General features: G+C 62.2%; 9 protein-coding genes. 4 read left to right on the forward strand and 5 right to left on the reverse strand.

Going from position 1 to position 12,184, the window contains the following annotated elements; translation table 11 throughout:
* Positions 1–347 precede the first annotated feature (347 nt).
* From A6W98_RS14050 to A6W98_RS14060, 3 genes are all read left to right on the forward strand, one after another.
* A complete protein-coding gene (locus A6W98_RS14050; RefSeq protein WP_042462443.1) occupies positions 348–3,167 on the forward strand; it encodes a transporter substrate-binding domain-containing protein in 2,820 nt (939 codons plus the stop codon).
* Positions 3,091–3,432, forward strand: a complete 342-nt coding sequence (locus tag A6W98_RS14055; protein ID WP_168161832.1) for a response regulator — start codon at positions 3,091–3,093, stop codon at positions 3,430–3,432. The genes A6W98_RS14050 and A6W98_RS14055 overlap by 77 nt, the downstream gene beginning before the upstream one ends.
* Before the next feature lie 146 nt (positions 3,433–3,578).
* On the forward strand, positions 3,579–4,034 hold the full coding sequence (locus A6W98_RS14060; protein WP_231098281.1) for a response regulator: 456 nt from the start codon (positions 3,579–3,581) through the stop codon (positions 4,032–4,034).
* Between the two features lie 21 nt (positions 4,035–4,055).
* Here the strand turns inward: A6W98_RS14060 and A6W98_RS14065 are convergent, their stop codons facing one another.
* The 5 genes from A6W98_RS14065 to katG form a co-directional block, all read right to left on the reverse strand.
* On the reverse strand, positions 4,056–5,195 hold the full coding sequence (locus tag A6W98_RS14065; protein ID WP_052678057.1) for a sensor histidine kinase: 1,140 nt from the start codon (positions 5,193–5,195) through the stop codon (positions 4,056–4,058).
* A 3-nt stretch (positions 5,196–5,198) separates the two neighbouring features.
* Positions 5,199–5,666, reverse strand: a complete 468-nt coding sequence (locus tag A6W98_RS14070) for a response regulator (protein WP_042462448.1) — start codon at positions 5,664–5,666, stop codon at positions 5,199–5,201.
* Positions 5,663–7,990: a HAMP domain-containing histidine kinase gene (locus tag A6W98_RS14075; RefSeq protein ID WP_052678059.1), complete on the reverse strand. Its 2,328-nt coding sequence runs from the start codon at positions 7,988–7,990 to the stop codon at positions 5,663–5,665. Before A6W98_RS14075 ends, A6W98_RS14070 begins: the two co-directional genes overlap by 4 nt.
* A gap of 9 nt (positions 7,991–7,999) precedes the next feature.
* Positions 8,000–8,710 carry a response regulator gene (locus A6W98_RS14080; protein WP_081251937.1) on the reverse strand — a complete coding sequence of 237 codons (711 nt, stop codon included), beginning with the start codon at positions 8,708–8,710 and terminating at the stop codon, positions 8,000–8,002.
* Between the two features lie 289 nt (positions 8,711–8,999).
* Positions 9,000–11,207, reverse strand: coding sequence for a catalase/peroxidase HPI (gene katG / locus A6W98_RS14085; RefSeq protein WP_042462450.1), 2,208 nt, complete (start codon positions 11,205–11,207; stop codon positions 9,000–9,002).
* 267 nt (positions 11,208–11,474) lie between these two features.
* Between katG and A6W98_RS14090 the strand changes: the two genes are divergently transcribed.
* Entirely contained in the window at positions 11,475–12,170 is a 696-nt protein-coding gene (locus A6W98_RS14090; RefSeq protein ID WP_042462453.1) for a M48 family metalloprotease, read from the forward strand.
* Positions 12,171–12,184 lie beyond the last annotated feature (14 nt).

The following is a 12,184-nucleotide window of genomic DNA, read 5'->3' on the forward strand; positions in this document are numbered from 1 at the left end:
CTTGGCTGCCCGACCGCAGGCCTCGGTCTGCCGGTCAGGATGCATCGCCGCGCTGCAGTTCGCTATGTAACTCGACTTCATATCGTAATGCAAGCAAAGGGCATGCCATGTGTCCCGCCCGGAAAAACCGGTGGCTGCTGCGCCGGTTCGGTCACGAAGCGGACAGAAACTGTCGATTTGACGACATCGGCACCGCCACAGGGCGACAGGACGCGGATCGGCCGCGATCCGATCCGACCAAAGTCCATAGGCGACTGAATCCGACTCTGTCCAAAGCCGAACCATGCTAACCTAGGGGAAACTCCCTACCCAGAACCATAGTCTCGCGCCAGCGGTCGGAGAGCGAATTGCGCAGTACCGGGATCGTTTCCGAGAATGGATATCGTCTTCGCAGGCTGGTCCGAGCGGGCCTGGTCTGGCTGCTGGCCGCCCTTGTCCTGATGCTGGGCCACCCCTCCCAGGCCCGGGCCCAGCTCTCTGGCTCGTCCCCTCCCGCGATCGTCACGGGCTGGCTCGACAATCCGCCGTTCTGGAAAATGACGCCGACGGGCGAGCTCGTGGGCTTCACGCCCCGGCTGATCGCCGAAATCCGAAACCTGACCGGGCTGCGGATCGAGCCCCGCCGCTATGACGACATGCAAAGCCTGATCGCCGCCCAGATCAGGGGCGAAAGCCAGCTGATGTTCGCCACCGCCCGGCTGCCCTCGCTTGAGGCCAACCATGTCTTCACCGAGCCGATCGCACGCGCGCATGTGCATCTTTTCGTCCTGACCGAAAATGCGAACCGGCCCGATTACGTCACCCCCGTCGGCAAGCGCATCGGAACGATACGCCAATATGCCGGGTCCGACACCTCCGGCCTGCTCGAAAACAACCGGACGGTGCTTTTCGACGAGCCCGCAACGATGCTGCTGAAGCTGCTCTCGGGCGAGATCGACGCCGCATTGATGGCCGAGGACTGGGTGATGGGCATGGTCCGCAGCGTGCGCCTGGATCACAGGATCGCCGCAGTCGGGCCGCCGATCCTGGAATTCAACCGGGTCATCGCCATCCATAACAGCCGGGCCGAGTTGCTGGAGCCTCTGAACCGGGCCATCGCCACGCTTCGGGCCAGCGGAACCCTCGAAGATCTGCGCCGGCGATGGCTGCTCGAGGCGGCGCCGCCACAGCCCGACATCCTGACCGTGGGCGTCGTGAACCTGCCGCCCTTCAGCGAGGCAAGGGACGATGGCACGATAACCGGCTTCTCGGTCGAGGTGATGCGCGATCTGGGCGAGATACTCGGAATCGAGCTCAGATTTCAGACGGTTTCGCCCGAGGACTGGGCCCGCGGACCGCAAAGCCCGATCGACATCCTGCCGCTGATCGGGATCACCCCAGAACGCGAATTGCGGATGGATTTCGCCCTGCCGATCCAGGCCATCGATCTGGGTGTATTCGTGCGAAGCGGGCGCCAGGACAAGTTCGACGGGCTGTCGGGACTGCGTGTCGGCACCTGGCGGGCGGGCGTCGCGAACACCGTGGCCAAACGCAATGCCAGCGACATCCGCCATTTCGACGATTATCGCGACCTGCTGACCGCCCTTTTCGAGGACAGGATCGACGCGATCGTCGCCGAGCGCGGCATGCTTTCGCGGATCGCAGGCGAGATGAAACGCGGCGACGACATCGCCGAGGCCCCTTTCCCGCGACAGCGCATCTTCCTCGCTCCTGCCCTGCGCCCCGGCCTGCCCACCGTGCGCGAGGCGCTGAACCTCGTCATCCCCGGCTATCTGGCCTCGCAACGCTATCAGGACCTGCGCGCGACCTGGCTCGGCACCGCGCCGTTCTGGACCGACCGTCGCATCCTGCTCACGCTTGGCGGCTTCGGGCTGCTGATGGTCCTGGCAATCGGCTACATCCCGGTCCAGCACCACCGGATCCGACAGGAACGGCTGCGCTTCACCGCGGACATGGTCGAGCGGATCCCGCTGGGGCTCTTGATGGTCGCGTCCAATGGAAGGATCGAATTCGTCAATTCCGCCGCCAAGGCCATCAGCCCGTCGGGCCCCGACCTGATCCGCGAGGGCGCCGATTACCGGCAGGCGGTGCGGGCGCTGATCAAGGCCGATGCCAGACATTGGGGCACGAACTCGCCCGCCGCACTGGCCGCCGATCTGTCCGGGCCCAGTCGGCGCGACGGCCATTCCCACGAGTTCCAGACCGCCGACGGCGAGATCTTCCGCTGGTCGAGCTTCGCGCTGCCGGGCAATACGATCCTGGTCATGGTGCTGAATGTCACCCGCGAACGCCGGCATCTGGCCGAGATCGAGGATCTCAACGCCGAACTCCGCGCCCAGATCGCGATCGTGCAGCGGACCAATGCCGAGCTGCGCGACTTCGCCTATGCGACCTCGCATGACCTGAAATCGCCGATCAACACCCTGATGCTGATCGCCGATGCGCTGACCGAAGCCAGCACGGACCGGCTTCCCGACGAGGATCTGGCGCTGATCGAGGACATGCACGAGATCCTGGCCCGGATGGCACGAATGATCCGCGACGTCCTCGACTATACCCGCGCCGTCGGCGTCGGCGGCGAGCAGACATCCGATACCATCGAGCTGTCCGGGGTCGTCGGCGACGTGATGAAGGATCTTGCCGCCGACATCGTCGCCAGCGGCGCCCGTCTGCATGTCGGCGACCTGCCGCGTCTGACGGGCAATCCCCGCCAGCTTCACCAGCTGATCCAGAATCTGATCAGCAATGCGATCAAGTTTCGCCTGCCCGGCACGACGCCGGAAATCGACATCGAAACGGTCGCGGCACCGCAGGGCATGGTCGCTTTTGCGGTATCGGATCGGGGCATAGGTATCGAGCCGAAATTCCACGACCGCATTTTTCATCTGTTCACACATCTCAATGACACGGATTTGTACCCCGGCAGCGGCCTGGGACTTGCCATTTGCCAAAGAGTTGCGCTCAATCACGGAGGACGTATCATGGTGCAATCAACCCCGGGGGCCGGAAGCCGTTTCACGGTTTTTCTCAAGGAGAAGCAGGGTGATAAACACATTGATGATGGTCGACGATTGTCGGTTCGAACGCAAGATGGTCAAGCGCCTCATTCGCAAGACCGGCCTCGTGGAAACGATGCTGGAATTCGGAATGGCAGAGGAGGCCATTGACTATCTGCGCGACCCGTCCTGTCCGAAAATCGACGTCGTCATTCTCGATATCAACATGCCGCGGATGAACGGTTTCGAATTCCTCGAACGGATCTACGAGGACTTGCCCGGTCACCTCAGAAACTCGGTGGTCGTGATCCTCACGAGTTCGGAATGCGCCGCCGATATGCGGCAGGCCGAACGTTTTCCGATGGTGCGAAGCTTCCTGCGCAAACCCATTGGCGAAAACGAAATCTCCCATCTCGACAAGCTGGTCAACGCCTGACTGGCCGGCCGCGAGCTGCCGCCAGGGCGCCCACCACGCTCGGAAGAGGCAGCATTTAATCAATACCATTTTGTCTAATTGCAGCTCCGATCAACCGCTGGATCGTGCTATATATTCTGTGTCGGGCCATTGCGCGATAAGAGCGAATGACGCTTTCCGGCGGCTTGCATGAAAAACCAGATGCTCCGGCATCGAAACAAAAGGTCGAGCGAATGGCACAGAGCGCACCGACTTGTCTCGTCGTCGAAGACACGGCGTTCGACCGCATGATCATGGAGCGCAAGCTCGCTGCATATGCTCAGCCCCTTCAGGTCCGTTTCGTCAGCACCCTGGCCGAGGCCCGAAACTGTCTTTCCGAGATGCCCATTTCCATCATCTTCCTCGACAACTCCCTTCCTGACGGAAAGGGCGCGAATTTTGCCCTGGAATTGGCGGCGCATCGCAACTGGATGAAGATCCCGGTGGTCATGGTCAGCGACTGGCCCTCCCCCTTCATGCCCGCCAAGGCAAAGGCAGCCAATGTCGTAGCAATATGGACCAAGACCGAGTTCACCGCGCTCACCGTCGCCGAGGTGTTGAAATCGCGCGGCTTGACGGCCTGACCCGAGTTCGCGCTGGTACCTTCAGCGGATCACGGCGGCACCGTCACTCCGCGTTTTCCAAACTTTCAAAGTAACACTGTCGAAAGGCTTGCGGCCAGTCGGCATCCGAAAGCGCATCAGCGTGCCGCCATACGGGTTTGCATCGCACCAGATCCGTCCGCCATGCCGCTTGACGATCTTCTGACAGGTCGCAAGGCCAAGCCCCGTACCCGGCATGTTGGAGGCCTGGGCCAGGCGCTGGAATGGCTCGAAAATACGCTGTCGGTATTCCTCTGGCACCCCGACACCGCGATCGGCAATTTCGAAAAGCACGTCCCCGTTATCCAGCCGACGCGCCACGATACGAACGTTCGGCAGCCCGCCCCCGGAATATTTTATTGCATTCTGCACCAAATTCTGAATCAATTGCGCCATCATCGCAGGACTGCAGAAGACATCGATATCCGGCAGATCCAGATCGATACAGGCCCCGCTTTCACGAATGTCATGATCCAGAAAGGAAAGCGCGTTCTCGACAAGGTCGGAGACGGAGATGCATTCGAAAACCGGATCTGCATCTGTTCTTATGTGACTGGCGAGCGCCTCGACAAGTTGCGACATCTGCGTCGCGGTTTTCTTCATCAACTCCATCAACTTGCGCAATTCCGAAGATTGCGCACCACCGAGTTCTTCATCCAACTGTTCGCATATAAAGCGGATGCTGCGTATCGGGGCCCGGAAATCATGAACAAGAACATTCGAGAAGGTCAGAAGCTCCTGACGCTGCTCTTCGACACGTTGGGCAAGCCGAACGACCTCGACCGCACGCACCAGCATGCGTTCCAGGCCGGTCTGATTGATCCTCGATTTTGGCGTATAATCCGCGGCCCCCGCCAGAATTGATGACTTAGCAATCTGTTCATCTCCCTGACCGGTCATCAGGATAAAGGCCGCCGTCGGCCATTTCTGCCGAAGCGTCTCCAGCCCGTCCAGACCGTTTTCCCCTGGCATCACATAGTCGAGAAACACTGCATCGAAGGTTTCGGCGACATGGTCGAGAGCGGAATGCACGAGCTCTGCCTCGCATATCGTTCTGCACATCCCCGATCGCTCCAGAAATCTGCGAATGAGCTTCCGGTCTCCGGCATCATCATCGATGATCATGACATCCAGATCGCGCATCTGTCATTCCTCACTGGGACGAACGTCGGGAAAGCTTACTATATTCCAAAAACGATCGAGAGTCTCAATTAGAGGGCGATAATCTTGACCGGCGTTCTGTTTAAGGATGTATCCTGAAATCCCGGCCTCATAGGCCTTACGTTTATCTTGGTCATTGTTCGAGGTTGTGAGCACAAAAACAATTACTTGCTTTAGACTACAATCCTTGCGCAGCTCATTCAGGAATTCCAGACCGTTCATGCGCGGCATCTGGATATCGGCCAGAACGATGTAGGGGATCGAGGGATGCGGACGCGCGCGACCCCGCATGATAGACAGGGCCTCGACGCCATCAACGGCGCGAATCATGGTGGCTTCGATACCCGCACGATAAAGCGCCCGACGCACCGCCTTCACATCGCCATCGTCGTCCTCGACCATCAACAGGTTGAGAGGTGCACGAGCGGTCGACAGGTTCGGTCTTTGGTTCATGCGGCGCGCCCCGTCGCCTTGTCGGCTCGAGCCGCCTTGGGCCAAACCAGATTTATGGTTGTGCCGCGTGAGCCGTCGCTGTCGATCCGGACTTCGCCGCCGGCGAGCTGGATATGTTTGAGCACCATTGCCAGCCCCATACCGCTGGCCTCGACCTCGTCACGCGGACGCAGGGTCTGGAACATCTCAAAAACTTTTGCATGATATTTGGGCGGTATCCCGGGCCCGTCATCGGTTACCGAAAGGTGATACGCGGTGTCTGTCTCGTAGCCCGACAGACGGACGAAGCCGGTTTCCCGATCATGATGCTTGAGAGAATTTCCGAGCAGGTTGAGCAGAACAGTCTTGATCGGCATGTTCGGAATTCGCAGATCCATGAATTCCGGCGTGGCCTCGAAGGAGAAGCCATCGGGAATTTGCAACAACCCACGCAATTCGTCGAAAAGGTCCCGACCTTCGACGATCTGCGCCTTTTCTTCGATCCGACCGATCCGCGAATGGTTCAACAGATCGTCGAGCAAGCGCTCCATCCGAGCGACACGACTGCGCAGAAGATCCATGCTGTCGCGCGTATCTTCGTTGAGATAGGGGGCAAGATCCTCCTCGAGCCAGGCCGAAGCGTTATCGATAACCCGTAGCGGCGCCTTGAGGTCGTGCGACGCGAAATAGGCAAAAGCATCCAGATCGGCATTCGATCGCTCGAGCGCCTTGACCAACGCCTCACTGCGTGCCTGTTGCTCATGTCGACTGGTCACATCGCGAATGACGCCGATATAACGCGACCCTCCGGTCTGACGGGCGCTGGCCACCGAGATTTCGACGATGATCTGCGTCCCGTCCTTGCGAACGCCCGCCACCTCGCGCCCCGCAATCAGTCGCTTCTGCTCCCTGCGCCCAATCCGCCGCCGCAGCATGTCGTTATGTCGTTCTGCGTCTTCCTCGCTCATCAGGATCGACACATTGCGACCGACCATGTCGGCGGCGTCGTAACCGAAAATGCGCGCCGTAGCGGCGTTCACCTCCTCGATCACGCCTGCTTCCGAGATCGTGATCAGACCATCTGCCGCCTCGGAAAAGATCGCGTTGAGCTTCGTCGATTTTTGATAGAGCCGGTCGTTGAGGCTGACCAGCGCCCGCGCGAGTTCGCCGACCTCGTCATTGGTGGTCGGGATGAGGTCGCTCATATCCTCGCCCAAATCGCATTTGCGCAGCCCCTGGGCCAGCCGGTGCAGCGGAGCGGTCAGTTGCTTGCCGATGATCCAGGCGACCGACGCGGCCCCCACCGACAGGACGATGGCAGCCGCAAGACCGCAGAAGAGTTGCTGACGGAGCGGCGCGAACAGCAACCGTGTCGGCAATTCGGTCACCACGAAGATATCCGTCCGCAAGCTCAGCCGATCGCCGCGACTGGGCGACCCCGATGGCAGGCTGGTCACATTGAAAGCACGGCGCCAGCCGATTTCGGTCGTATCAGCCATGTCGCCGCCCCCGATACCCGCAAGATCGGGCAGCTCGGCCGGGTTCCATTCGGGCGTGTCGTGAAAGCGCAGCCGACCGGGACCGGTCACCGGATCGAAGATCATGTAATCGTTCGAGGAGGTCATGACCGTCACCGAGAAACCGTCGGACGGATGCAGATTGGCGGCGCGCAGCAACCACTCGAAATCGGCGTTGATCACCAGCGCACCGCCGACAGTGCCCGCAGTCCCCAGGACCGGCACGACAAAACGGATCGTGGGCGGACCGACCTCGCGACCATGTTCGTGGTTCGGAGTGATGCGCGAGAAGAAGGGAAGACCCGCATTCAGCGCCTTGCGGTCGGCCAGATAAGGCTCGTTGCCCTTCGACTGCATCCCGCCGGGTGCGACGACCTCGATCCGATCCCCCACACGGTGAACGCGCACGATCTCGCGCCAGTTGTTCTCGCGCCCGATATAACGGACCTGGGTGTAATGCGGCCGGGTCAGAAGCACGGATTCGAACACCGCCTCAAGCCGCTTTCGCCAGTAAACCTGGCCCTCGTCGTCAGATCCGGTCCCGTTTGCGCCTCGGGTCGTGCCATCGGCCACAGCGCCGATCTCCGGCAGCACCGAGAGATTGCCGGCATCGGAGGCCATCAGTTCCAGCTCGCGCAGCACCCGCTCGCTGAAAAAGGCACCGGCAAACTCCATGCGCGACAAAGCCGCCTGACGATACCATTGCGACCCGAAGAGGGTGACAGCGGAAAAGACGAGCGTGGCCGTCAGCACGACGACAAGCGCCAGAAGCGCGAGCTTCGCGCTGAGCCCGAGGCGACGTCTGGCTATGATCCCTCCGATCGCCACGCATCCATCCTATCGCGACAACCGCTCGCGCCCGGGATCCACCTCAAGGGCGAGAATGCCGTTCATGTTCTCCAGATATTCGAACAGCTCCATGCAGGCCCGCTCGGCCTCGGCGACCTCCTGGCTGATCTGGGCATGGCCCTCGACCGATTGCGTGACGCCACGGATCTTGCGCAGCATTCCCGACAGCATGCCGCGGATATCGGCCGCGCAGACCGCGGAAAACCTCTCGAGCATGCGTTCGACGCTGACCCGGGCCTCATGTTCGCGAAGGATCGCGGCCCGGTAGATCTCGCGCTCGATCGCGGCGGTCACGGCGCGGCGGATCATCGAGATGCTGAGCTCGTCCTTGACCAGGAAGTCGGAACAACCGCTGCGCATCGCCTCGACCACAGTTGCCGGCGCATCGGTGCTGGTGATCATGATGGCGATCGCCTCGGCCTGAGCGGGATGGGCCTTGAGCAACTCGAGCGCGTCCAGCCCGGTATCCATCTTCAGGTCGTAGTCGAGAAAAACCATGTCATAAGGGGCTTCGTCCAGCGCGCGACGAAAATCGTCCAGATCCGCGGCTTCACGTACCCGGAAACTGAGCCCCGCCCGCAGACAGAGCTGTTTCAGCCGCATGCGGTCGATTTCATTGTCGTCCAGCATCAGGACACCGAAGGTCCGCTCGGCAGGGCGACGAAGCACAGGGAGACTGTCCGTTGGCATATTCGTCATGTCAGGAAACCTTGATCACGAGCCGGTGCAATGGCGACCTGTCGTCGATCGGCCTGCTTGGCGTAACACTACCCGTATGATTTGGGTTACGAGTTAACGCTACGTAAAATCCCGATGGGTTTCAGCAGAAAACTGAAACCCATCGGGATGAGTTTGTATAAAAATGGATTGCGGCGCCACCCTTTGCGATTTGGAAACTTTCGCAACGGATACTGCACAGAAAGACAGAGAGCATCCCCCCTTTCCCTGGCCCGGGGCGGCCAGCGTCGCCCCGGGCGGTCTCATACGCTCAGACCAGATCGAACCGGTCGGCGTTCATCACCCTGGCCCAGGCCGCGGCGAAATCCGCGGCAAAGGCCGGTCCGGCGTCGTCCTGGGCATAGACCTCGGCCAGCGCCCGCAGTTGCGAGTTCGACCCGAAGACCAGATCGACCCGGGTCCCGGTCCATTTCACCGCGCCGCTTGCCCGGTCGCGACCTTCGAACAGGGTCTCGTCGGCATCGGTCGGCGCCCAGGCCGTTCCCATGTCCAGCAGGTTGACGAAGAAGTCGGTCGTCAGCTGCCCGGGCCGTCCGGTGAGGGCGCCATGCGGGCTTTGCCCGACATTGGCGCCGAGTACCCTGAGCCCACCGACCAGAACGGTCATCTCGGGTGCGCTCAGCGTCAGAAGCTGCGCCCGGTCGAGAAGCAATTCCTCGGCGGTAACGCTGCAGGCGCCCTTCTGATAGTTGCGGAAACCGTCGGCCAGCGGTTCGAGCACCTCGAAGGATGCGACGTCGGTCTGTTCGGCACTCGCATCGGTGCGGCCCGGTGCGAAGGGCACCTCGACGGGCGTGCCCGCCTCGGCGGCGGCCTTCTCGACCGCGGCCGACCCGCCCAGCACGATCAGATCGGCCAGCGAAACCCGCTTGCCGCCCGTGGCGCGCGCGTCGAAACCCGCCTTGATGCCCTCGAGCACCTCCAGCACCCGGGTCAGCCGCTCGGGCTCGTTCACCTCCCAGTCCTTCTGCGGCGCCAGCCGGATGCGCGCGCCATTGGCGCCGCCCCGCTTGTCCGAGCCGCGGAAGGTCGAGGCCGAGGCCCAGGCGGTCGCAACCAGCTCGGCCACCGTGAGCCCGGAGCCGAGGATCTTGGCCTTGAGCGCGTCGATGTCGGCGGCCTCGATCAGCGGATGATCGACCGGCGGCACCGGGTCCTGCCAGATCAGGTCCTCGGACGGCACCTCGGCGCCCAGATAGCGCGATTTCGGGCCCATGTCGCGATGGGTCAGCTTGAACCAGGCCCGCGCGAAGGCATCGGCGAACTCATCCGGATTCTCGTGGAAATGGCGGGCGATGGGCTCGTAGATCGGATCCATCCGCATCGCCATGTCGGCGGTGGTCATGATGATCTTGCGATTGCGCTCGCCGGTTTTGGGATCGGGCGCGTGATCCTCGGGCTTCAGGTCCTTCGGCGTCCATTGCCAGGCCCCGGCCGGGCTTTTCGTCAGTTCCCAGTCATAGCCGAAGAGCACGTCGAAATAGCCCATGTCCCAAGTGGTGGGATTGGGCGTCCAGGCGCCCTCGATGCCGCTGGTGATCGCGTCGGCGCCCTTTCCGCTGCCATGGCGGCTGAGCCAGCCCAGCCCCATCGCCTGCAGCGGCGCGGCCTCGGGTTCGGCATCCAGCAGCGCGGCATCGCCCGCCCCGTGGCACTTGCCGAAGGTGTGGCCGCCCGCGGTCAGGGCCACGGTCTCGTAATCGTTCATCGCCATCCGGGCGAAGGTCTCGCGGATGTCGCGCCCCGAGGCGAGCGGATCGGGATTGCCGTCTGGCCCCTCGGGGTTCACGTAGATCAGCCCCATCTGCACCGCGGCCAGCGGGCTTTCCAGGTCGCGATCCCCCGAATAGCGGCTTTGCGGCTTGTCGCTGGTGGCGAGCCATTCGCGCTCGGAGCCCCAGTAGATGTCCTCCTCGGGCTCGTAGATATCCTCGCGCCCGCCGGCATAGCCGAAGGTCCTGAGCCCCATGGTTTCAAGCGCGACATTGCCCGCCAGGATCATCAGGTCGGCCCAGGAGATGGCATTGCCGTATTTCTTCTTGACCGGCCAGAGCAGGCGCCGGGCCTTGTCGAGGTTGACGTTGTCGGGCCAGCTGTTGAGCGGCGCGAAACGCTGGTTCCCGGTGCCGCCGCCGCCGCGTCCGTCCGCGGTGCGATAGGTGCCGGCGCTGTGCCAGGCCATGCGGATGAAAAGCCCGCCATAATGGCCGTAATCGGCCGGCCACCAGTCCTGGCTCTCGGTCATCAGCGCCCGCAGGTCGGATTTGACCGCGTTCAGATCGAGCGCCCCGAAGGCCTCGGCATAGGAAAAGCCGGGCTGCATCGGATTTGCGGCGGACGGGTTCTGATGCAGGATGCGCAGGTTAAGCTGGTTCGGCCACCAGTCGCGGTTCGACTGGCCGCCGAAGGTGGCGTGCAATACCGGGCATGTGCCGGCCGGTCTGTCGTTTCCGTCCATGTCTCCCTCCGGATCTTTGGTTGGGGGTTGGGGTCTGCAAGAAGATACGCGGAACGGCCCCCATCTGCCGACGCGATGACCGTCGGCGCGGACAGGTGTCGTCCGATTCCTCCCTTGCTCTCTTTGTAGCAGAGCTTGGTGATTTATATAATTTGGCATTATTGATATTTTCGATAACCAAAGATTATCACCCTGCCCGCCCGGCATCGCCGCACAGGGACGAGTACAGGATTGCACCCGCCGCCGCCCGCCCCATATCCTAACGACATGTTGAAGCTGACCCCGATCCTTCTGGCGACCCTCTACGCCATCGCGATGTACCGCTTCTCGGCCTGGAGAACCGGCCGCGAACTCGATGCACAGTCGTCAGAGCTGGCCGATGCGCGGCTGAAGGCGCTGACCGATCGCATGGCCAAGGCGCTCGACCTGCAGCGGATTCGCGTCAACATCTACGAGATCGAGCCGGTCAACGGGCTGGCAGCACCCGACGGGCGGATCTTCATCACCCGGGGCTTTCACGACCGCTACCACGCGGGCGAGGTCAGCGCCGAAGAACTGGCCAGCGTCATCGCGCATGAGCTGGGCCATGTCGCGCTGGGGCACAGCCGCCGCCGGATGATAGATTTCTCGGGCCAGAACGCGATGCGGACGGCCCTGGCGATGGTGCTGAGCCGGTTCCTGCCCGGCATCGGCGTCTATATCGCCAATGCGCTGGCCTCGCTTCTGGCGGCGCGGCTCAGCCGTCAGGACGAATATGAGGCGGATGCCTATGCCGCGGCACTGCTGACCAAGGCGGGGATCGGCACCGCGCCGCAGAAGACACTTTTCGCCAAGCTCGACCGCGTCACGCAAAGCCGGGGTGGCGCAATGCCCGCCTGGCTGATGAGCCATCCGAAATCCGCGGACCGCATCGCCGCGATCGAAGCTCTGGAAGCCCGGTGGGCGGTTCCGGAAACACCCTAGGAGCGACAAATTTG

The sequence above is a fragment of the Rhodovulum sulfidophilum DSM 1374 genome (genome assembly GCF_001633165.1).
GTDB classification, from domain to species: domain Bacteria; phylum Pseudomonadota; class Alphaproteobacteria; order Rhodobacterales; family Rhodobacteraceae; genus Rhodovulum; species Rhodovulum sulfidophilum.

Bases quoted from the DNA above. Each gene is read 5' to 3' on its own strand.
- A6W98_RS14055 (WP_168161832.1), top strand. From the start codon at position 3,091: ATGGTCAAGCGCCTCATTCGCAAGACCGGCCTCGTGGAAACGATGCTG.
- A6W98_RS14060 (WP_231098281.1), top strand. From the start codon at position 3,579: ATGACGCTTTCCGGCGGCTTGCATGAAAAACCAGATGCTCCGGCATCG.
- A6W98_RS14065 (WP_052678057.1), bottom strand. From the start codon at position 5,195: ATGCGCGATCTGGATGTCATGATCATCGATGATGATGCCGGAGACCGG.
- A6W98_RS14070 (WP_042462448.1), bottom strand. From the start codon at position 5,666: ATGAACCAAAGACCGAACCTGTCGACCGCTCGTGCACCTCTCAACCTG.
- A6W98_RS14080 (WP_081251937.1), bottom strand. From the start codon at position 8,710: ATGACGAATATGCCAACGGACAGTCTCCCTGTGCTTCGTCGCCCTGCC.
- katG (WP_042462450.1), bottom strand. From the start codon at position 11,207: ATGGACGGAAACGACAGACCGGCCGGCACATGCCCGGTATTGCACGCC.
- A6W98_RS14090 (WP_042462453.1), top strand. From the start codon at position 11,475: ATGTTGAAGCTGACCCCGATCCTTCTGGCGACCCTCTACGCCATCGCG.